The sequence below is a fragment of the Aquimarina sp. AU58 genome, from assembly GCF_900312745.1.
GTDB classification, from domain to species: domain Bacteria; phylum Bacteroidota; class Bacteroidia; order Flavobacteriales; family Flavobacteriaceae; genus Aquimarina; species Aquimarina spinulae.
Genome location: NZ_OMPD01000014.1, coordinates 2146710 through 2167554, shown reverse-complemented (window position 1 = coordinate 2167554; position 20845 = coordinate 2146710). Strand labels below are relative to the sequence as shown.

At 33.1% G+C, this 20845-nt stretch carries 20 protein-coding genes; 6 read left to right on the top strand and 14 right to left on the bottom strand.

Annotation, left to right across the window (positions count from 1 at the left end; translation table 11 throughout):
• Positions 1–75: 75 nt before the first annotated feature.
• The 4 genes from DK441_RS20885 to DK441_RS20870 are packed head-to-tail and all read right to left on the bottom strand — an operon-like array spanning position 76 to position 4951.
• Positions 76–633, bottom strand: coding sequence for an OsmC family protein (locus DK441_RS20885; protein WP_109852398.1), 558 nt, complete (start codon positions 631–633; stop codon positions 76–78).
• Positions 634–663: 30 nt separating this feature from the next.
• A complete protein-coding gene (locus DK441_RS20880; protein ID WP_200822878.1) occupies positions 664–2481 on the bottom strand; it encodes a PLP-dependent aspartate aminotransferase family protein in 1818 nt (605 codons plus the stop codon).
• A 13-nt stretch (positions 2482–2494) separates the two neighbouring features.
• Positions 2495–3937: an aldehyde dehydrogenase family protein gene (locus DK441_RS20875; protein WP_109852397.1), complete on the bottom strand. Its 1443-nt coding sequence runs from the start codon at positions 3935–3937 to the stop codon at positions 2495–2497.
• Between the two features lie 3 nt (positions 3938–3940).
• Positions 3941–4951 carry a homoserine dehydrogenase gene (locus tag DK441_RS20870; RefSeq protein ID WP_109852396.1) on the bottom strand — a complete coding sequence of 337 codons (1011 nt, stop codon included), beginning with the start codon at positions 4949–4951 and terminating at the stop codon, positions 3941–3943.
• Positions 4952–5067: 116 nt separating this feature from the next.
• Here DK441_RS20870 and DK441_RS20865 point away from each other — a divergent pair, with 116 nt between their 5' ends.
• Positions 5068–5538, top strand: a complete 471-nt coding sequence (locus DK441_RS20865) for an Lrp/AsnC family transcriptional regulator (RefSeq protein WP_109852395.1) — start codon at positions 5068–5070, stop codon at positions 5536–5538.
• Positions 5539–5558: 20 nt separating this feature from the next.
• On the opposite strand, the gene DK441_RS20860 is transcribed toward DK441_RS20865, so the two are convergent.
• Positions 5559–5951 carry an acyl-CoA thioesterase gene (locus DK441_RS20860; RefSeq protein WP_074410190.1) on the bottom strand — a complete coding sequence of 131 codons (393 nt, stop codon included), beginning with the start codon at positions 5949–5951 and terminating at the stop codon, positions 5559–5561.
• A 90-nt stretch (positions 5952–6041) separates the two neighbouring features.
• Here DK441_RS20860 and DK441_RS20855 point away from each other — a divergent pair, with 90 nt between their 5' ends.
• Positions 6042–6671, top strand: a complete 630-nt coding sequence (locus DK441_RS20855) for an NAD(P)H-dependent oxidoreductase (RefSeq protein ID WP_109852394.1) — start codon at positions 6042–6044, stop codon at positions 6669–6671.
• A gap of 142 nt (positions 6672–6813) precedes the next feature.
• Complete coding sequence (locus DK441_RS20850; protein ID WP_109852393.1) at positions 6814–8019, top strand: DegT/DnrJ/EryC1/StrS aminotransferase family protein; 1206 nt, start codon at positions 6814–6816, stop codon at positions 8017–8019.
• A 16-nt stretch (positions 8020–8035) separates the two neighbouring features.
• On the opposite strand, the gene ribB is transcribed toward DK441_RS20850, so the two are convergent.
• The 9 genes from ribB to DK441_RS20805 all read right to left on the bottom strand — a co-directional run bounded on the left by ribB (position 8036) and on the right by DK441_RS20805 (position 16307).
• A complete protein-coding gene (gene ribB, locus DK441_RS20845) occupies positions 8036–9187 on the bottom strand; it encodes a 3,4-dihydroxy-2-butanone-4-phosphate synthase (RefSeq protein ID WP_109852392.1) in 1152 nt (383 codons plus the stop codon).
• A 47-nt stretch (positions 9188–9234) separates the two neighbouring features.
• Entirely contained in the window at positions 9235–10680 is a 1446-nt protein-coding gene (locus tag DK441_RS20840; RefSeq protein WP_109852391.1) for an LptF/LptG family permease, read from the bottom strand.
• A gap of 115 nt (positions 10681–10795) precedes the next feature.
• On the bottom strand, positions 10796–11428 hold the full coding sequence (locus DK441_RS20835) for an outer membrane lipoprotein carrier protein LolA (protein WP_025664923.1): 633 nt from the start codon (positions 11426–11428) through the stop codon (positions 10796–10798).
• Between the two features lie 52 nt (positions 11429–11480).
• A complete protein-coding gene (locus DK441_RS20830) occupies positions 11481–13982 on the bottom strand; it encodes a DNA translocase FtsK (RefSeq protein WP_109852390.1) in 2502 nt (833 codons plus the stop codon).
• A gap of 67 nt (positions 13983–14049) precedes the next feature.
• A complete protein-coding gene (locus DK441_RS20825) occupies positions 14050–14418 on the bottom strand; it encodes a diacylglycerol kinase (RefSeq protein ID WP_109852389.1) in 369 nt (122 codons plus the stop codon).
• 6 nt (positions 14419–14424) lie between these two features.
• The gene (gene tpx, locus DK441_RS20820) at positions 14425–14925 is read right to left on the bottom strand and encodes a thiol peroxidase (RefSeq protein ID WP_074410183.1); all 501 of its coding nucleotides are present in this window, start codon (positions 14923–14925) and stop codon (positions 14425–14427) included.
• A gap of 115 nt (positions 14926–15040) precedes the next feature.
• Positions 15041–15298 (bottom strand): hypothetical protein, encoded by a 258-nt coding sequence (locus DK441_RS20815; protein WP_025664919.1) that lies wholly within the window; start codon positions 15296–15298, stop codon positions 15041–15043.
• The gene (locus DK441_RS20810) at positions 15279–15593 is read right to left on the bottom strand and encodes a co-chaperone YbbN (RefSeq protein WP_109852388.1); all 315 of its coding nucleotides are present in this window, start codon (positions 15591–15593) and stop codon (positions 15279–15281) included. The genes DK441_RS20815 and DK441_RS20810 overlap by 20 nt, the downstream gene beginning before the upstream one ends.
• A 75-nt stretch (positions 15594–15668) precedes the next feature.
• Positions 15669–16307: a peroxiredoxin gene (locus tag DK441_RS20805; protein ID WP_074410181.1), complete on the bottom strand. Its 639-nt coding sequence runs from the start codon at positions 16305–16307 to the stop codon at positions 15669–15671.
• A gap of 279 nt (positions 16308–16586) precedes the next feature.
• Here DK441_RS20805 and DK441_RS20800 point away from each other — a divergent pair, with 279 nt between their 5' ends.
• The 3 genes from DK441_RS20800 (at position 16587) to bshB1 (ending at position 20834) form a co-directional block, all read left to right on the top strand.
• Positions 16587–18821 (top strand): response regulator, encoded by a 2235-nt coding sequence (locus tag DK441_RS20800; protein WP_109852387.1) that lies wholly within the window; start codon positions 16587–16589, stop codon positions 18819–18821.
• A 123-nt stretch (positions 18822–18944) separates the two neighbouring features.
• Positions 18945–20114, top strand: coding sequence for a PLP-dependent aspartate aminotransferase family protein (locus tag DK441_RS20795; protein ID WP_109852386.1), 1170 nt, complete (start codon positions 18945–18947; stop codon positions 20112–20114).
• A 3-nt stretch (positions 20115–20117) separates the two neighbouring features.
• Positions 20118–20834, top strand: a complete 717-nt coding sequence (bshB1, locus tag DK441_RS20790) for a bacillithiol biosynthesis deacetylase BshB1 (protein WP_109852385.1) — start codon at positions 20118–20120, stop codon at positions 20832–20834.
• Positions 20835–20845 lie beyond the last annotated feature (11 nt).

Genomic DNA, 20845 nt, shown 5'->3' with positions numbered 1-20845 from the left:
ACTAAAAGGCTGTATGAAAAATATCATACAGCCTTTCCTATTTACCACCAAACGGGTAAACTCAAACTAAACTAACTAATTTTTTACCATTGTAGGATTAACTACCAGGCTAGAAATCATTTTCACTTTGTTTGATACAGTAGCATAGTTTGGTGAAAACTGGATAACCTGATCTGCAATTTCTTTAAAATCCTGCTCTGTACCGTTTCCTTCAACAGTAAAACAATATTCTACGGTATCAAACCCTACAGGAGAAGTTTCATTTATACCTAGAAATCCTTGCAAGTCCAAGCTTGATTTTATCTCTAAAGAAACTCCTTCTAATTCGATTCCTTTTATTGAAGCCATAGCTACAAAAGTCACCATCATACAACCCGAAAGCCCTCCTAATAAATAGTCCTGAGGTGTTGGAGAAGAATGCTCTCCTAATAGTTGTTCTGGCTCGTCTATAACAAAAGAAAAACTATGAGGTATCTTCTCATCTCCAAGCTGTAATGCATTGGTTTCAACCCCTACTTTTGTTCCTCCTAACCAAGTTGCTTTAATACCACCAGAATACATTCCATTCTTAGGATCCTGTTCAACTGTATTTTTATAACTCCCTAAAGCCTCTAAATTAATTCCGTTAATCATAATTTTTTAAAGTTTTAATTGTTAATGTATTTAATTTAAGTATCCGTGATCTATTAATTGTTGTTGTACTTCCATATATGTATCTGCATATAATTTATCTACTTCACTTCGGGATAAGAAAGAGCTAGAGAATCCTGGCTTTTCTGGATCTATCATTAATTTTACAGATTGCATAAAGTGTTGTATCAATTCTTTTGGGTTTTCATTACCTACAGATACTCTCATTGTTGTTTTGTGAATACCTGCTTCTAGTAATGCATCTTTATTTAACTCAGAATGAGATGTAAATGCAGGGCACAAAAGTGTAGTATTAATCTGTCCTAAACTTACCTGAAGACCAAATGCAGGAGCTAACGTATCAAAGAACATTTTAAATGACTTATCCGATACTTTTGCTTTTTCAAAATCAATAGTGAATAAAGGCGAAGCTAATTGATACTTACTAATCTTCTTCATAATACCATGATTATGGTTGTTTTCTAATCCGTTACAGTGTACTGTAATACCAGGATTAGAGTCAAAGAATTTAGCCAACACCAAAGTATTTACACATTTTTGAACCATTCTCATGCTTAGTGTTTTCATTCCCGATAACACCTCGAATGCAGTATCAGAATCTAAAAAAGCACCTTTAATATAGTATACATTCCAGAATAAAGTCTCATCCCATTTTATCCCATCTACTTCATCTCCTTTTGGCAAAAACATTAAGTTATTTTTACCTATAATACCTCCTGCTATTGCATTACCAGATCCAGTAATATCTTTGGTATAGCTATGGAATAAGAAATCTGGTCTACATTCTTCATCTTCATGTTGTAATGGCTTGATTAAAAACGGTGTTGCTACAGTACCATCTAACATTACCGTTGCTCCATTTTGCTTAGAAATTTTACAAATTGCAGGCACATCCAGCATATAACCATGAGGGTTACAAGGGGATTCCATATATACATGTAATTTATTACCAGAAGAAAGAATATCCTGATAATCATCTTTCGCTTTTTCTAATACTGGTTTAAAATCTTCAATAGAATATCCATCAAACCAAACCACATTAATGGCAAACTTATTCTTTTTAGCAAAAAAATCTTCGATTAACTGGTAAACCCCTCCGTAGATATTTCTAGAAAGTATAAGAACATCTCCATGGTTTAATACATTACTTAATAACGCATCTACAGCAGCCATACCACTATTAAAATTCCATGCAGTATACTCATCTGCATATTTACCTGCTTCTATATGCACCATATGAGTAGCCAAAGCCATAGAGGTAGGATTCAATAATCTAGAGTATATATGATGTATTGATTCTTTACCATTAAAAGCATCATCAACCCATTCTGTACAAGAGTAATCGTATGTAGAAGTACGTGCGATTACTGGAGTTGCAGAAAATAAGGCTGCAATATTATTAAATAAAGGATGAGGTCCTTTGGCTTGTAAAGATTCGTCTGATTGCCCTAAAGACTGATAGGTTTTGCTTAGCGGGTTTTGTAATGTTTCTAATACTTTTGCTATCTGAAAAGACAAAAAACGTTTAGCATTAAAGTACGCTACTTTTTCTCCCTGATCTAATTTTGCAATTGTATTATTGGTTATTTCCTGTAATTTAGAAATATCTGATTGTGCATGGTAAATATCCATAGCAGCACCTTTCAGGGCTTCTCCATACGCACTATCAATATCTATTTGAAAATGTTCTAACTGCTCGATCGCCAACTCTTCGATAGTTGTGCTTGCTGTAGATTTCCTCCTAGGTGATAACACCTTAGCCATATCCATGTTTCCGTTTTTGGTTATAGCTTCGTCTGATAACGTCTCTACGTTTTCTATACTATTCATATCTATTATTTATTTAAAGGTTAAAACATGCGATTTTAGTTGTGGTCATTTCCCGTATAGCAGATTTTACTCCTTCCCGGCCAATACCACTTTGTTTAATTCCGCCAAAAGGCATCATATCTATTCGGTAATCTGAAGAATCATTAACCATAACTCCACCACACTGTAATTCGTTAACCGCTTTAAATGCGGCTTCGATTGAATTTGTAAAGATTCCTGCATGTAATCCGTAAGGAGAATCATTACTTGCTCTAATACCTTCTTCTAATGAGCTAATTCTGGAAATTGTTGCTACAGGCCCAAAGATTTCTTGTTTACCATTTAGTGGGTGGTCATAGCTTCCTTCTATGAGCGTTGCTTCAAAAGCGTTGTCTACCCGGTTTCCTCCACATAAAACCTGATAACCAGATTTTTTTAAATCAGAAATAGAATTCTCTATGGCATCAATTGCTTCTTGAGTAATAATAGGTCCCATATCGGTATTAGGATCACCTGGGTCTCCCAGTTGTACTGATTTAGCAAGGGCAATTACTTTTTCTTTGAATACATCATAGATAGCATCATGAACATACATACGTTTTACACCTACACAGTTTTGACCTGCTGCCCATATCATACCTCCTATGCAGTTTTCTGCAACGGCATCAATATTAACATCATCCATGACTATTACCGGAGAGCTCGAACCAAGTTCCATTGCTACTTTTTTAATTCCAGCAGTTTTTATGATCGCCTCTCCGGATTTTGTCCCCCCTGTAAAACTTACCATATTAACACGCGGGTCTGTAATTAATGTATTCCCAAAATTACTTACCGGCCCGGTTATGATATTTAGAATATGATGAGGTAAACCTGCCTCTAGAAACAACTCACTTAGTTTTATTGCAGAAATTGGAGTGAAATCTGACGGTTTAAGTATAACCGCATTACCCGAGGCTATTGCAGGGCCTAATTTATGAGCCACCAAATTAAGGGGGTCATTAAAAGGTGTAATTGCAGTAATGATACCTATTGGATCATATACATAATACCCTGTTCTCGAAGCAGCTCCGGCAAATGCACTAAAAGGGACAGTTTCTCCCGTAAGTCTTTTGGCTTCTTCACTACAAAGAGTTAATGTATTGATACACCTGTCTACTTCTTTGGCAGCTTCAATTTTGGTTTTAACTCCCTCGTTTACTATGATTTGAGTAAATTCTTCTTTCCTTTCTTTTAAAAAAACAACTACCCTGGCTATAATTTCACTCCTATCATAAGGTGATAGATTTCTTGATATCTCTTTTCCTAACTCTGCAGATTTTAAAGCCTCCTGTACATGATCTGCATCGGCACAAGAAACAGCATACACCTCTTTTCCTGAATACGGATTTAATACCGGTAATTTTGTTGAGCTTTCTACCCAATTTTCTCCAATCAACATTTTCATGGTATCAATCTTATCTAAAGTGCTTATCATACCTCAACTATTTTTAATTATAGATAATACATCTGAGAATACAGAGTAACCAGTTTCAAGTTTCCCGGCTCCGGGCCCTGTAACCATAAGTTTTCCTAGATATGCAGTAGAGACTTCTATTGCATTAGTAACGCCTCCAATATTTGATAGCGCATCTTCGTTATCCAGAGCTTCTGGCTGTACTCTTGCTTCTATAGCTTTTCCAGTTTTTGTTAAGCTACCTACAAGGCGAATATTTTTCCCTTCCTTTTTTGCAGCATCCAGCTGTTCTTTAGAAATAGTATCTATACCTACAGTAGGTATATTATCTAATCCCAGATCAACACCAAAAACTTTATGAGAAAGTATAGCTACTTTTCCTCTTGCATCATATCCCTTAACATCATTAGTAGGGTCTGCTTCTGCATATCCTTTTTCCTGAGCAACTTCTAACGCATTTTCAAAAGAGTCTCCCTGAGACATTTTTGACAGGATATAATTACTTGTACCATTAAGAATTCCTCGTATGCTTACGATATCATCTCCGGCAAGGCATTCTTCGATTAATGAAAATGTAGGAGTACCACTTAATACTGTACCTTCATATCGTAGCATCACCTTATTATCATTTGCTAACTTATTTAACTCTGTATAATGCAATGCAACTGGCCCTTTATTTGTGGTAACTACATGCTTACCGTTTGTAAGAGCGTCTTTGATAAAAGTATATGCAGGATCTCCTGTTGTATAATCGCTATATGTTGCCTCTACAATAAGATCTACACTATCTATTTCAGAAAGAGAGTCTCCATCTGTTAATGAAGTATCACTTATCTTTTCTCCATTATTTAGTTTATCTAAAAGTTCACTAATATTTATCCCCTGGGGATTATATATGTTTCCTCTTGCAATATCTTTGACAGCTACAACCTTGATATCACTTCCAAATTTTTGAGAAATCCAATCTGTTTTTTGCTCCAGAATTTCTAAAAAACCTCTACTTACGGTACCCAATCCTATTATACCTATATTCATTTTTGAATCTAATTTTATAAGTTCACGAACAAAATTCACTATATTTACAAATTATATGAATTATATTCATATTAAATTTCAGCAAAAACGAAATAAATTCTAAAAAGACTGTAAATATGAAGTTAGATCAGAAGGATATTCAGATTTTGAACCTATTACAAAATAATGCTCGGCTTTCAAATAAAGAGGTAGCTGCAGAGTTAGATATTGCCCCCTCTACTTGTCATGAACGATTAAAAAGATTAACCCGAGAAGGTTTTTTTAAAGCTTTTAATGCTGATCTTAATTTAAAAAAATTAGGAATCAATGTGCAAGTAATAGTAGCTATACGTTTAAAAAAGCATGAAAGAGAAATTATAAATTCTTTTATCAAAAGAATACGAACACTTAAGGGGGTTATTAAGTTTTATCATATGGCAGGAGATACTGACTTTATGATTCATATTGGAGTAAAAGATTCTGATGATCTTAGATCCTTTATTCTTGATAAATTAGCAAATTTCAGTTACATAGACCATATAGAAACGGCTATGATTTTTTATGATGAATGCGTATGCAATCTTTCTATTTTTGAATCTGAAAGTTAAAAATAGTTACCCAAAAAGAACTATTTGTCAACTATAGGAATTGGATTTTTATTATTATCTATAGCCACAAACTTAAAGTGCCCAGTAACTGCTAGTTCTCTATCATAGCTATACATATCTTCTTTGTAAATATCGACTTTTACCAAACAACTGGTTCTACCTACTTCTGCAATTCTTGCTACGAGTTCTACAATGGTTCCTTCGGGTATTGGTTTTTCAAAATCAATTTTATCTGTAGATATGGTAACTACTTTTTTTCTACTAAAACGCGTAGCACAGATAAAAGACACTTCATCCATAAGTTGTAATGCTGTACCACCAAATAAGGTTTCGTAATGATTGGTAGTATTAGGAAACACAGCTTTAAAGATTCTCGTTTCAGATTTATTAATTAATTCATCTATAGCATTCATACAATTGTGATATAGTTTTTTCTTATCATTTTATCTGTCAAAGGTAAATCTTATCATACTATCTTTGTCATATACTTAAAAAAACTTCGAATGGATATTATAGAAAGTTTACATTGGCGTTATGCCACCAAAAAATTCGATACTAAGCAAATTGTTTCTCAGGAAAAAATAGACACACTAACAGAAGCTTTTAACCTTACCGCCACCTCATATGGCTTACAACCTTTAAAATTAGTAGTGATTAAGAATAAAGACTTGCAAAAAGAACTCACCTCACACTCCTGGAATCAACAACAAGTTGCTGATGCGTCTCATGTATTGGTATTTTGTATCGAAAAAACTATTGGAGAACAATACATATCCAAGTATTTTGATACTGTAAAAGAAATAAGAGATACTCCCGAAGAAATATTAAAACCTTTTAAAGAACAACTCGTAGATTCTTTTACTTATAAATCACCCGAAGAGATATCAAACTGGGCTGCAAAACAAGCATATTTGGCACTGGGAAATATACTTACCGTATGTGCTATCGAAAAAATAGATTCTTGCCCTATGGAAGGTTTTATACCAGAAAAATACGATGAACTCCTTAATCTTAATAACTTAGGATTAACATCGGTACTGGTATTACCTATTGGATATCGAGCAGAAGATGATATGTTTTCTGAGTTAAAAAAAGTAAGACGCCCAATTACAGATACTATCATTACCATCTAAGTTTTGGTTTCTTACATTTAAACTAACACTACAAAAAATATTAAGTATCGGTATAATCAAAAAAATCTAGAATAACCACTGTAAAATCAAAACTCTTTTCGGTATTTTTGCTGGAAAGAGTTTTTAATTTAACACTATACTTATGCCAGGATTTGAGTTATTTGGTGCAGAAGAACAAAAAGAAGTTCAGGATGTTTTAGATAATGGAGTTTTAATGCGATATGGATTTGATCCTATGAGAAATGGTCATTATAAAGCATTAGAATTAGAAAGAGATTTAGCAAACAGAATGCAATCCAAATATGCTCAGGTAGTTTCTAGCGGAACCGCAGCTTTAACAGTTGCATTGGCATGTGCCGGTATAGGATCTGGAGATGAGGTAATCATGCCTACATTTACTTTTGTAGCAAGTTTTGAAGCTATATTATCTGTTGGGGCGATCCCAGTACTATGTGATATAGACGACACACTTACCTTAGACCCTAAAGCTGTTGAAGCATCTATCACTCCCAAAACCAAAGCTATTATGCCTGTACACATGTGTGGATCTATGGCAGATCTTGGCGCATTAAAAGCAATTAGTGATAAACATAGCCTTATTCTACTAGAAGATGCTTGCCAGGCTATCGGAGCTACTTATGATGGAAAACCATTAGGGAGTTATGGAGATTTGGGCTGTTTTTCTTTTGATTACGTTAAAACAATTACCTGCGGTGAAGGTGGTGGTATCATTACCAACTCTGAAACATTTGCAGATCGAGCACACAAATACCAGGATCATGGTCACGATCATGTTGGTAATGATCGTGGTGCAGAAACACATCCTTTCTTAGGATATAACTATAGGTTATCTGAACTAAATGCAGCAGTAGGAATTGCACAGTTAAGAAAATTAGATCATACATTAACAATCCAGGAAAAAAACTATACGATACTACGCAATGCTCTGGCAGAGGTTCCCGAAGTTTCTTTTAGAAGAGTACCAGAAACAGGGGTAGAAAATTATTCCTTTCTAAATATATTTTTACCTACAGAAGATGTCGCCAGAAAAGCACATAAAGCCTTGGGAGAAAATGGCGTAGATGCTTGTTTTTATTGGTTCGATAATAACTGGCATTACTATAAAAAATGGGAACACCTTTTAGAACAAAAATCTCTTAGTAAGTTTTCTCAGGAAATACAATCAGGGTTACAAAAAAACAATAGGCCGTTTGATGCGAGCGATCTATGGATGGGTCGCACTATTTCTTGCTTAATCAAGTTAAATTGGTCTGAAACAGAAGTAGCAAACAGAGCCTCAAAAATGGTTGAAGCTTTAAAAGGTGTCCTTGTAAAAAGTGTATTATAAGATATCAGGTATTTATTTAATACCCTACATAGTCTACAATTTCTAATCCGTATCCAATCATTCCAACACGTTTTTGTTGTACCGTATTAGAGACTAATCGTAGTTTATGAATATTAATGTCATGTAAAATTTGTGCTCCAATACCAAAATCTTTGCTATCCATAGCTATTTTTGGTGCTTTTAAGACATCTTTTCCATTTTGAATTTCTTTTAAAGCACTTAAACGCCCTAAAAGATTAAGCGATTGACTTTCTTGATTAATAAAAATTATCGCCCCTTTACCTTCGCTATTAATACGCTGAAACATAGCATCCAGGCGTTTATCGGCATTATTGGTTAGTGTCCCCAGAATATCATTATTAAATAATGTAGAATTGATTCTGGTAAGTACAGGTTCATTTTCTTTCCAAGAACCCAATGTTAAGGCAATATGCACTTGATCATTAGTTGTTTGCTTATACGCCCTAAGTCTATAATTTCCAAAACGCGTAGTAATATCAAAATCTTCTTTTTTCTCGATCAGAGAATCATGCTGCATACGATATGCTACCAGATCTTCTATCGATATTAATTTAAGATCAAATTTCTTGGCAACCTCTACTAATTGAGGTAAACGCGCCATAGTACCATCTTCGTTCAAAATTTCGACCAAAATCCCTGCCGGTTTAAAACCTGCAAGTCTTGCTAAATCTACAGCCGCTTCAGTATGCCCAGTACGTCTTAATACTCCTCCATTTTTCGCCTTAAGCGGGAAAATATGCCCTGGTCTTCCCAGGTCATGAGGTTTTGTATCTTCCTTGATTAATGCATTTATGGTTTTGGCTCTATCGTGCACAGAAATTCCTGTAGTACATCCATGCCCTATTAAATCTACCGATACGGTAAATTGAGTCTCGTGTAATACGGTATTGTTCTGAACCATCATATCGAGATTTAACTCCTCACAACGATCTTTTGTAAGTGGAGCACAAATCAATCCACGACCATGGGTTGCCATAAAATTGATCATCTCTGGAGTTACTTTCTCTGCCGCAGCAATAAAATCTCCTTCATTTTCACGATCTTCATCATCTACCACAATAATTACCTTTCCCTGCCTAATGTCTTCAATGGCTTCTTGAATGGTATTCAGTTTCATTTTGTTTGTGGTATTAGTTGCTTGTGACATAATCATACTCTTAAATTTATTACCGGCAAAGATATTTAAAAAGAAATCTATTTTTTGGTTTTAGAAGATCGTTTTGCAAAGAAATTCTTTATTGGCTGGATAAAAGTGTCCATATTAAAAATTCCCTGATCTGTAGTTGCTCTATAAGTTAGAAATATACTTAACGGAAATATAATACATGTAGAAAGCCATGAGCCCACAAATGGAGGGATTCCTCCTTCTTCGGCACTATTTTTAGCAAAAATTCCTATAAAATGATAGGTCAAAAACAACACTACCCCAATAACTATAGGTAACCCTAACCCTCCTTTACGGATTATGGCCCCCAAAGGAGCTCCTACAAAGAACAATAAGATACACGAAATTCCTAAAGCAAATTTATCATGCAATGACATTTCGTATTTATTTAATGCTCTTTTCCTAAAACTTAGATTTTTTTGAGTAGAATTTAGTTTTCTTATTACTCCATCTGCAGTAGATGAAGCAATCTGATATATCTGTATTTTTTTAAGCGTATTAAAATAATCTCTTATCTGCAATGTATCATTACTTGTTTTTGGAAGAGAATCAACTATTTTAATGTTTCTATTTAACCCTTCAAATCCAATCATTCGATCAATTTCAACCGTCATATTCTTCACATTCTTATTAACCTCAATAGACAATGTATCTATCTGATTCTTTAGCTCATTAACATTAAGCATATTATATCCTTTGCTATATTGTTGTTCATCCATATCTACATTACCCAGAGATGACAAATCTATATTAAGAACATATTTTTTAAAATGTGTTTTGGCAAAAGGTAATCTGTTTCTTTTTTGAGGTGAATTCTGTTGAATCTCATCATAATAATTACCATCATTAAGGATTAAGGTAATTAAATCAGAATTGATATTACCTTTTAACTCTCCTCCTACTGCTTTTATAACAGTAAAATTACCAGGCCTAGCAGCTTTCTTATGAATGATAACATCTCTAAGAAACTCATCATTATCACCATATTTTTCTGCTACTTTTATATTTATATCTCCTAAGTCATTAAACTGATTAGGGGTTATTACCATTGCGGGCTTTACTTTAACTATATTTTTACGAAGATTTATAAATCTTTTCTCCGAGGACGGGATCACTGTATTCGAAAATAAAAATGCACCTATCCCTACAAAAAAGATAAAAACAGATAAAGTTCTCATAGCTCGTTGCAAGGATATCCCCGAAGATTTCATCGCGGCAAATTCATAATTCTCGGCAAAATTACCAAAAATCATAATAGACGTTAACAAAATAGTTAGTGGCAAAACCATGGGAATCAATCTAGGTGTTGCAAACGTCAAAAATTTTAATATTACTGAAAAATCGAGATCTTTTCCTGCCAGTTCTGATATAAACAACCAGATAGTTTGCAATAAAAGGATAAACATAATAATTACAAAGAGCGGGAAAAATGTCTTTACAAAAGTTGTTAAAATATATCGATCTAAAATCTTCACTCGTTTTCTATTTTCTAACCGCTAAAAATATACATTAATTAAAACTAAAGAACGTGTGTAAATTTTTACACCCGTTCTTTTTTATACCTTTATTTCTTTATGCCTTAATTCTTTTCTAATCTAAGCGATTGATATAATAATTTTCATATTTTGATTTATCAAATACAAATAATGTTTCTGAAAGCGGTTGATTCGTTTTAAAACTATTCACCGTAATTGTAACATTAGTACCATTATTTTGTTTCTGAATCATTTTGTAAATATGCTTTGTTTGCTTATCAATACCAAGTAATATTTCTTTTAAATCGCTTTTTGAGTCAATGGGTATCAATTTTACATATTGAATTTTCCTACCTTTTACATCCTGAACAATATCCATTTTATAGGTATATCCATCTTCATAGAAAGTTAACATTTTTGAAGGGGTCACGCTTGTGCCATCATCTTCATCCTGAGAAGAAATATTGATTTCCTCATCTTCCGGAACAATTACATGTAGCTTTTTACCATCATACATACGTTTGGTCCCCATGATATTAAGCAGGTACTTATTCCCTTGTAACGTTACATCTCCTCTGGTTTCCTGAGCAACATGTTCTGCCTTATTATTAATAGCATATTTAAAGTTAATAACAATATTGGTGTAGCTATTTACTTTTTTGGAAACCTCATCCAAAAGATCTTTGGCACTTTGGGCTTGTGCAGTAGTTATACCCAATACAAATAGTAAAAATATAGCCTTTTTTATCATTTTATTTATTCTTCTTTAATTACTAATTACCATACTACGAATCAGCTCGTTACTCATTGTCCAGTAACTGCTGAAGCGAAATTAAATCAGGTACTAAAACCTGTCTTGCTTTACTTCCTTCAAAAGGGCCAACGATTCCTGCAGCTTCTAATTGATCTATTAATCTACCTGCTCGATTGTACCCTAATTTTAATTTCCTTTGTAATAAAGACGCCGATCCTTGTTGAGCTGTTACAATTACTTCTGCAGCTTCAGCAAAAAGTTTATCTCTATCTTTTTTATCTATATCAAGACTTGTGCCACTTTCTTCACCCAGATATTCTGGTAACAGATGTGCATCTGGGTATGCTTTTTGACTACCAATATAATCTGTTATTCGTTCTACTTCTGGAGTATCTACAAAAGCACATTGTATTCTTACAACATCATTTCCTTGTGTATACAACATATCTCCTCTACCAATTAATTGATCTGCTCCCCCTGTATCCAAAATTGTACGAGAATCTATTTTAGAAGTCACTCTAAATGCTATTCTGGCAGGGAAATTAGCTTTGATCATACCCGTTATTACATTTACAGATGGTCGTTGGGTAGCTATAATAAGATGTATCCCAATAGCACGAGCTAATTGAGCCAGTCGGGCTATAGGAGTTTCTACTTCTTTTCCTGCAGTCATAATAAGATCTGCAAATTCATCTACTACAAGCACAATATAGGGTAAAAACTTGTGCCCGTTCTCGGGATTTAATTTTCTTGCTTTAAACTTTACATTATATTCTTTAATATTTCTAACCATTGCCTGCTTTAACAGATCATACCGAGCATCCATCTCAATACATAAAGAATTAAGTGTATTAATTACTTTAGTATTATCTGTAATAATAGCCTCTTCTGTATCAGGCAGTTTGGCCAGATAATGCCGTTCTATCTTATTAAACAATGTAAGTTCTACCTTTTTTGGATCTACTAAAACAAATTTTACTTCTGCAGGATGCTTCTTATAAAGCAACGATGTAAGTATCGCATTAAGTCCAACAGATTTTCCTTGCCCTGTAGCTCCTGCCATAAGAAGGTGAGGCATTTTGGCAAGATCCACTACAAATGTTTCGTTCGAAATCGTTTTACCCAAAGATAATGGCAATTCCATTTCTGCGTTCTGAAATTTTGAAGAAGAGATTGCAGATCGCATCGATACGATAGTGGCTTTTTTATTAGGTACTTCTATACCAATAGTCCCTTTACCAGGTATAGGAGCAATGATACGAATTCCCAGAGCTGCTAATGATAATGCGATATCATCCTCGAGGTTTTTAATTTTAGAAATTCGAATTCCGGCTTCGGGTACAATCTCGTACAATGTTACTGTAGGACCAACGGTAGCTTTAATTTGCGCTATTTCAATTTTGTAATTTTTAAGCGTCTCTACAATACGGTTTTTATTTTCTTCTAATTCTCCCTGGTCAATAGTTATTCCTCCCGATTGTGTGGTATAATCCTTTAATAAAGTAATTGCCGGAAATTTATAGTTCCCTAACTCTAGTTTTGGATCAAACTCACCAAAATCTTTAACCAGCTTAGCACTTAGGTCTCCAACTACTTCTTCCTCTACCATAGTTTCGACTTCCATTGCGATATCCTCGGGATTATCTTCTGATTTTATAATTAGTTTCTCTGGGACCTCATTATCTCGATTATTCGGATCTCCATAAAAATCATTAATTGTAGGGTTTAATGTAATCTCTTCGGTGTCATTATCTTTTTTAATGGTGTCTTCCTTCTCATTTTGCTTTTTATCCTCTTTCTTTTTATTAATATCTTTGGATTTAGCAATGATTGAGTCTATTTTTTCTTTAATACTAGAACTAGAACTAGAGCTATCAGAGGTAGGAGTAGATACAGTTTGTTTATTATTCGTTTCTGGTGTTACTTCATAATCCTTTGCTATAGCTTTTTGGGTATTTTTTAAAGAATCAGATATTTTTTCGGGAGTATATCTTAGACGTACTACAATATACACTATTGCAAAAAAGGCAAGTACAAGAACGGTACCTATAAAACCTATATAGTCTCTTAAAAAATCATTAGTTTCATACCCTATAATACCAGCTAATAACCCACCACCTTTTTCTACAAAGCCCAAAACAACGGATACCCATAGCATGACTAGCCCTCCCCAAAACCAAAACCCAAATAATTTCTTTTTATTGAGGTCAAAGAACAAATACACACCTGTTAATGAGGTTAACACAGGAATGACTAATGCAGAAATTCCAAATCCTTTAAAAATAAAGAAATGACTTACAGTAGCTCCAAATTTACTTAACCAGTTTTTTGGAGATGATGTTCTATTATAAAACTGTGATATTTCACTTTGGTCAATTTTCCAATTAAAGAAAAACGAAACAAAAGCAAAAAATAATCCTATCCCCAAAAAGAATAAGAAGCTACCTAAAACAACTTTCTGTTGTCTTGATAACGTAAATTTTTCTTTTAGTGAAGTCTTAGGTTTTTTTGTTGTTTTCCTTTTTGTACTTACCTTTCTTTTGGCCATTTTTTGGGTATCTTATCGCAAAAATACGAATATCTATATTGGAACGTAAAAATGACTAAAAAATTTTCTAAACTAAATAAGGGATATAAATTAACAATCCAATTATTATAGCTGTAATTGCAGCAATAAAAACAGCTCCCGCGGCTATATCTTTTATAACCCCTATCTTATTATGAAAATCTGGATGAACAAAATCTGCGATTGCTTCGATTGCGGTATTTATCCCTTCAACACTCATTACCAATCCAATAGCAAAAATTTGCAAAATCCATTCGATCAAAGTAATATTGAAATAAAAACCTAATATTGTCATTGCTATTGCAATCCCAACCTGTACTTGTATACTTGGTTCTGTTTTTATCAACAACAGAGCTCCTTTAAAAGCATAACCACAACCTCGCAATCTGCCAACTACAAATTTTAATGCTTTACTCATAAGATACTAAGACAATATTTCGAGTGCAGCAGAATAATCTGGTTCCTGTACTATTTCTGGCACTTGTTCTGTATATAAAACGGTTCCATTCTCATCAAGAACAATAACTGCTCTAGAATGTAACCCTTGTAATGGTCCATCTACAATTTCTAGTCCATAGTTTTTTCCAAACTCTCCGGTTTTAAAATCAGAATGATTGATCACATTTTCTAATCCTTCTGCTCCACAGAAACGACCTTGAGCGAATGGTAAATCACGTGATATACACAATACTTTAGTATTTGATAAATTGCTTGCCTCCTTATTAAATGCTCTTACTGAAGCTGCGCAAATTCCTGTATCTACAGAAGGAAAAACATTTAAAACTACTCTGTTTCCTTTATAATCAGATAATTTTGCAGTAGATAAATCAGCATTCACCATTTCAAAATCTGGTGCGTTTTGTCCTACTTCTGGTAAATTTCCACTAGTGTGAATTGTATTTCCTTTTAATGTTATTGAAGCCATAATAAATGATTGTTGTTTTAAGAGTTATAAAATTAGTAAGATTATATTGTAATATTAATAAAGTTTTTAAAAAATAAAAAAACCTACCATTACATATGATAGGTTTTTTTATTTTTCAGGTATCTATAGACCCAAGGACTCTTTTCATAAAGCTATTTAGAGCTTCTTTTTTTGGAGTACCTTCTTTGATCATTTTATCAACCTCTAGAGCGCCATACATATTAGAGATTAGCTCTCCGATAACATCCAACTCTTCATCTTTTAATGAAGGTACTTCGGTTAAAGCTTCTAGAGTTTCGATAGTCTCTACGATAAAATCTTCATCGTTTTCTTCGATAAAGCTTGTAAGGTGTTTAATTACTGGTAACTTCATCTACCAAATTTTTTAGAATATCAAATTTATTAGTTTGAACCTGGTTTACAAAAGCTCCGCCTTTGAAAGTAGCAAATGTCGGAAGATTATCTACCGTAGCTAGTTTTCTGGATTCAGGATATTTTTCGGCATCAACAACAACAAAAGTTGTATCATTATTTTCTGAAGCCAGTTTTTTAAATTTTGGTTTCATAATCCGACAGTTACCACACCAGGTGGCAGAATATTGTACAATCACAGTATCATTATCTTGTATTAATTGTGAAAGATTATCTGCTGCTAGTTCTTGTACCATAGTATTTGAATTAAAGTTTAGAAAAAATTTCTCTGAGGATTATTGCCCAGAGAAATTTTTAATTAGGATTGTCAATTAATGAGTTGCCAGGTAAGAAGCTACTCCTTTTCTATCTGCATTCATTGCATCTTTTCCTTCTTCCCAGTTTGCAGGACACACTTCTCCATTTTTTTGTACATGTGTATATGCATCGATCAATCTTAAAAACTCAGCTACATTTCGACCAACAGGCATGTGGTTTATTCCTTCATGAAAAACTGTACCTTCTTCATCGATTAAATAAGTAGCTCTATACGTTACATTGTCTCCCTCTACAGTTACAACCCCAGTTTCTTCATTGTAGGTTTCATTTGTAATATCAAGGATACCCAGTGTACTCGCAAGATTACGATTAGAATCTGCAAGAATAGGATAGGTTACTCCTTCTATACCTCCGTTATCTTTAGATGTATTTAACCATGCAAAATGAACTTCTGGAGTATCACAAGAAGCACCAATTACGATTGTATTTCTTTTTTCAAATTCATTTAAAGCCTCTTGAAAAGCATGCAATTCTGTTGGACAAACAAATGTAAAATCCTTAGGGTACCAAAAAAGCAATACTTTTTTATTTTTATTTTTTGCTTCTTCCAAAACATTAAGCTTAAAAGTATCTCCCATATCGTTCATTGTATCAACGTCTAGATTTGGGAATTTTTTACCTACAAATGCCATTTTTTTATTTTTTAAAATTTATAATTGATTAATTTTTGACAATGCAAATATACACCTACTTATAGAACAATAATTACAGTATAATTTTAATTATTTATATTTAAATAGTTTTTTCTAATCATAGAAGAATTTTTCACAAAACGAGTTAAATTCCTACACAAACATCCGTTCACCTACAAAAATTACGGATAAATAGCACTTTTTTTACGGTGAATTACACTACGTTAAATCTATTTTTGTATTTTCGTCAACGTAAATAAACCAAGAATTTATTGAACGTTGAAAAATTTTATTCAACATATAACTATAATATTTTTAGTAAGCTTTACTCTTTCTGTACAATCTCAATCTTCTATAACTTCTGATAGTATTCAAAGTTATATCGAAAAGGCTGAAAAATTACAGGAAGAATACAAGTATGAACAATCTTTGGAAATAGCCCAAGCTGCACTTCATTATGCGCAATACAATAATGATGACAAAAGTCTTGGGTATATAAATAATATTATTGCCAAAAATTATGAAACTAGTGAGGATGATAACGAAGCTAGAAGATATTATAGAAGAGCATTAACCTATGCCCGAAGCTCAAAGAGTGAAGTATTAGAAACAGATCTATATAATAATCTTGCACGAGTATACACTAAGCACAACCTTACACGTAAACAAGGAGTAGGGTATTACAAAAAATCTTATGAGTTTGCTGTTAGGTTAAAAGATACCATAAGGATGATACGTCCATTATTAAATCTTGGAGAATATTATATTTCCAGAAATGATTTTGACAGTTCTTATGAATATCTGGCACCAGCCAGAAAATTGATTCATCAAAAGTCTTCAAATCTGGATAAAACCAAATTGAATAGTCTTTTAGGAAAATATTTCCTTAGTGTACGAAAGTTTAAAAAATCAGAAGAATACACAGATAAAGCAATATCATATGCCATTGGTGAAACTAAAAACAAAGAAAATAACGATGAGTTAATCTCTAGATATTATGAAGAGTTGGCTTCTGCTTACGAAACTAAATCTGGTTTATATGTTAAACAAGATGATTACCGAAAGGCATACAACTATCAGAAAAAGCAATTTCAAAATATATTACAGGCAAACAACCATAAGAAATTGAAAGAGCTTAGACGTGCCAATATTAAGTATGAGGTTGATATTTTTGAAAAAAGAGCAAAAAAAGCAGAATCTGAGAAAAAAGAAAGTGAATCAGAAGTTGTAAAATGGAGGATCAGTATTATTCTGGGGATCATACTAATTCTAATATCATTAGCTTTCTTAATTAGTTCTTACAAGAATAATATACAAAAGAAAAGACTTAACAATGACTTACTTGACAAAAACAAGGAATTAATAAGCGCCAAAGAAACTGCAGAGCAAGTATCTACTTTAAAGTCCCAGTTTATCTCTACTGTGAGTCACGAACTTAGAACACCGTTATATGGCGTAATTGGACTTACGTCTCTATTAATGGAAAATCCTGATAAAAAGAAGACCAACGAATATCTAGAATCCTTAAAATTTTCTGGTGATTACCTTTTGGCTTTAATTAATGATGTTTTACAATTAAGTAAAATAGAAACCAATGAAGTTAAACTCGAAAAGGTATCTTTTGATATTAGAACACTCATAGAAGGAATTGTTAATTCTCTTCATACCAAACAAAAAAGTAACAACAATACGGTTCATATTGATATAGACAAAAAAATAAATACCACTTTACTTGGTGACTCGGTAAGATTATCACAAATTTTAATAAATCTAATCGGTAACGCTCTTAAATTCACCAAAGATGGAAACATTTGGGTTAATGTAAAATGTATCGACAATAAGGAAGATAATTATATTTTACGCTTTATTGTTAGAGATGATGGAATAGGAATACCAAAAAATAAACAACAAACAATTTTTGACAACTTTGCTCAGGTAAAGAACGAAAATCAAGAATATGAAGGTACAGGGTTAGGATTAGCAATTGTTAAAAAACTAATTCATCTTCATAATAGTGAAATTCATATAAAAAGTAAAGAAAATCAGGGGTCTGAATTCTATTTTGATCTATATTATGAAAAAGCTGTAAAAGAACAAGAGATTTCATTAAAAACAGGAGAAAACTTAAGTATCGGAACAAGCAATTTCTATGTTCTTATTGTAGATGACAACAAAATAAATCAAATTGTCACTCAAAATATCCTTAAAAAGAAAGGATACACTTGTAATATTGCAAACAATGGTATGGATGCGATCGAAATGTTAAAAAATGAAAAGTTTGATTTGGTACTAATGGATATAAACATGCCAGAAATGAATGGTCTTGAGGCTACCAAAGTAGTACGAACTTTTAATACCAATATCCCGATTATAGCACTAACAGCTGTTGAAGAAGGAGAAATAAGAAATCAAGCCTTGTCAGTAGGTATGAATGATGTAATCATAAAACCTTATGACACTCAACAATTCTTCCAAACAATAATGAGAAACATCTCAAAAGTAAAAATGATATAGCCCTGTCAAAAAAGGGTGAAACAAAATCTGTTGTATTCGATCATTTAATCTGTTAAATCTTATCTGATTTCTTCTGAAAATCTTAATTTAGATGCGATAACTATAAGTTTTACTGAACTCATTATGGATACAAAAAATATAGGGTTTAATACCATTTGCACTCATCATGGCGAAATCAAGGATGAACAATTTAAAGGAGCTATATCACCAATATACATGTCTACCTCTTATGCTTTTGAAGGTGTAGATGTAAAACGTTACCCCAGATATTTTAACACTCCCAATCAAGAAGCGTTATGTAAAAAAATAGCTAAGCTCGAAAAAGGAGAATCTTCTTTGATTTTTGGTAGCGGTATGGCAGCGATAAGTACTACTCTATTTGCATTTTTACAGAAAGGAGATCATATCGTTTTACAACGTACACTCTATGGAGGAACTGCTAATCTTATTAATGAAGAGTTTAAAAAACATGGCATAGAATTTTCTTATGTAGATTCTCAAACCCCAGAAGGTTTTAAACAAAAAATACAACCCAATACTAAAGTAATCTATATAGAAACACCTTCTAATCCTCTATTAACACTTATTGACATTAAATCTATTGCTGATTTAGCAAAAGAAAATAACATCGTTACCATTATAGATAACACTTTTGCATCTCCTGTAAATCAAAACCCAATTCTATTTGGTATAGATATCGTTATTCACTCTGCTACCAAATACCTGGGAGGTCATAGTGATATTCTGGCAGGGGCTGTTATCTCTACCGAGAAAAATATCGATCAGATCTTTCAGGTTGCAAAAAATTTTGGTGGTAGTTTAAGTGACTTTACAGTATGGATGTTAGAGAGAAGTATAAAAACACTGGGCATTAGAGTACAACGCCAAAATAAGAATGCGTTAAAGCTTGCTAAATGGCTTAAAAAGCATGAAGATATTGCTATGGTCTATTATCCTGGGTTGAAATCACACCCCGACCATGAAATTGCTAAAAAACAAATGACAGGTTATGGTGGTATGTTATCTTTTGAATTAAAAGAAGGCATAGATGCCAGTAAGTTTCAAAAAGAATTAAAGCTAATTAAAAGCTCTATGAGTCTTGCCGGGGTTGAAAGTACTATGCTATCCCCTACCCTTACCTCACATGCGTTACTCACCGAGGAAGAACGAAATTTGCAAGGAATTAAAGATGGGTTATTACGATTAAGTGTAGGAATTGAAGAAAAAGAAGATTTAATGCTAGATATACAACAAGCCATAGAAAAAGTAAAAGTCCCAGAATTAGAACATTAAAATATGAAGTTAGATATTCTAGCCATAGGAGCTCATCCTGATGATGTAGAACTAAGTTGCTCAGGAACCATAGCCAAAGAAGTTAGTAGAGGTAAAAAAGTTGGAATACTGGATCTTACCCGGGGAGAACTGGGAACAAGAGGTACTCCCGAAATTAGAGATCAGGAAGCAAAAAATGCTTCTAAAATCTTAGGGGTTGCTACCCGTGAAAATTTGGGATTTAAAGATGGTTTTTTTACAAATGATCAAGATCATCAATTAGAGGTTATAAAAAAAATAAGAAAATATAAACCCGAGATTGTACTTTGCAATGCAATTACAGATCGCCATATAGATCATGGAAAAGGAAGTAAACTAGCTAGTGACGCTTGTTTTCTGTCTGGATTGAAAAAAATTGAAACTACTCTAGATGGTGTAAATCAAGATCCATGGAGGCCCAAACAAGTATATCACTATATACAATGGGCCAATATTGAACCCGACTTTGTAGTAGATATTAGTAGTTATATAGATATAAAGATAGAAAGCGTTATGGCATATACTTCTCAATTTTACGATGCCGGTAGTAAAGAGCCTGTTACTCCTATCTCAAGTAAAAATTTTATTGAAAGTGTAAAGTATCGTGCTGCCGATTTAGGACGAATAATAGGTGTACATCATGCCGAAGGCTATACCGTAGAACGCTATGTAGCAGTCGATTCTATTTTTGATTTAATTTAATTCAAAAAAAT

What these genes read in the sequence shown, in the direction of transcription:
- tpx (WP_074410183.1), bottom strand. Translation starts at nt 14,925, where the DNA reads ATGGCTTCAATAACATTAAAAGGAAATACAATTCACACTAGTGGAAAT.
- DK441_RS20860 (WP_074410190.1), bottom strand. Translation starts at nt 5,951, where the DNA reads ATGAATGCTATAGATGAATTAATTAATAAATCTGAAACGAGAATCTTT.
- DK441_RS20870 (WP_109852396.1), bottom strand. Translation starts at nt 4,951, where the DNA reads ATGAATATAGGTATAATAGGATTGGGTACCGTAAGTAGAGGTTTTTTA.
- DK441_RS20880 (WP_200822878.1), bottom strand. Translation starts at nt 2,481, where the DNA reads ATGAATAGTATAGAAAACGTAGAGACGTTATCAGACGAAGCTATAACC.
- ribB (WP_109852392.1), bottom strand. Translation starts at nt 9,187, where the DNA reads ATGTCACAAGCAACTAATACCACAAACAAAATGAAACTGAATACCATT.
- DK441_RS20795 (WP_109852386.1), top strand. Translation starts at nt 18,945, where the DNA reads ATGGATACAAAAAATATAGGGTTTAATACCATTTGCACTCATCATGGC.
- DK441_RS20885 (WP_109852398.1), bottom strand. Translation starts at nt 633, where the DNA reads ATGATTAACGGAATTAATTTAGAGGCTTTAGGGAGTTATAAAAATACA.
- DK441_RS20850 (WP_109852393.1), top strand. Translation starts at nt 6,814, where the DNA reads ATGCCAGGATTTGAGTTATTTGGTGCAGAAGAACAAAAAGAAGTTCAG.
- DK441_RS20805 (WP_074410181.1), bottom strand. Translation starts at nt 16,307, where the DNA reads ATGGCATTTGTAGGTAAAAAATTCCCAAATCTAGACGTTGATACAATG.
- DK441_RS20815 (WP_025664919.1), bottom strand. Translation starts at nt 15,298, where the DNA reads ATGAAGTTACCAGTAATTAAACACCTTACAAGCTTTATCGAAGAAAAC.
- DK441_RS20810 (WP_109852388.1), bottom strand. Translation starts at nt 15,593, where the DNA reads ATGGTACAAGAACTAGCAGCAGATAATCTTTCACAATTAATACAAGAT.
- DK441_RS20830 (WP_109852390.1), bottom strand. Translation starts at nt 13,982, where the DNA reads ATGGCCAAAAGAAAGGTAAGTACAAAAAGGAAAACAACAAAAAAACCT.
- DK441_RS20875 (WP_109852397.1), bottom strand. Translation starts at nt 3,937, where the DNA reads ATGATAAGCACTTTAGATAAGATTGATACCATGAAAATGTTGATTGGA.
- bshB1 (WP_109852385.1), top strand. Translation starts at nt 20,118, where the DNA reads ATGAAGTTAGATATTCTAGCCATAGGAGCTCATCCTGATGATGTAGAA.
- DK441_RS20855 (WP_109852394.1), top strand. Translation starts at nt 6,042, where the DNA reads ATGGATATTATAGAAAGTTTACATTGGCGTTATGCCACCAAAAAATTC.
- DK441_RS20865 (WP_109852395.1), top strand. Translation starts at nt 5,068, where the DNA reads ATGAAGTTAGATCAGAAGGATATTCAGATTTTGAACCTATTACAAAAT.
- DK441_RS20825 (WP_109852389.1), bottom strand. Translation starts at nt 14,418, where the DNA reads ATGAGTAAAGCATTAAAATTTGTAGTTGGCAGATTGCGAGGTTGTGGT.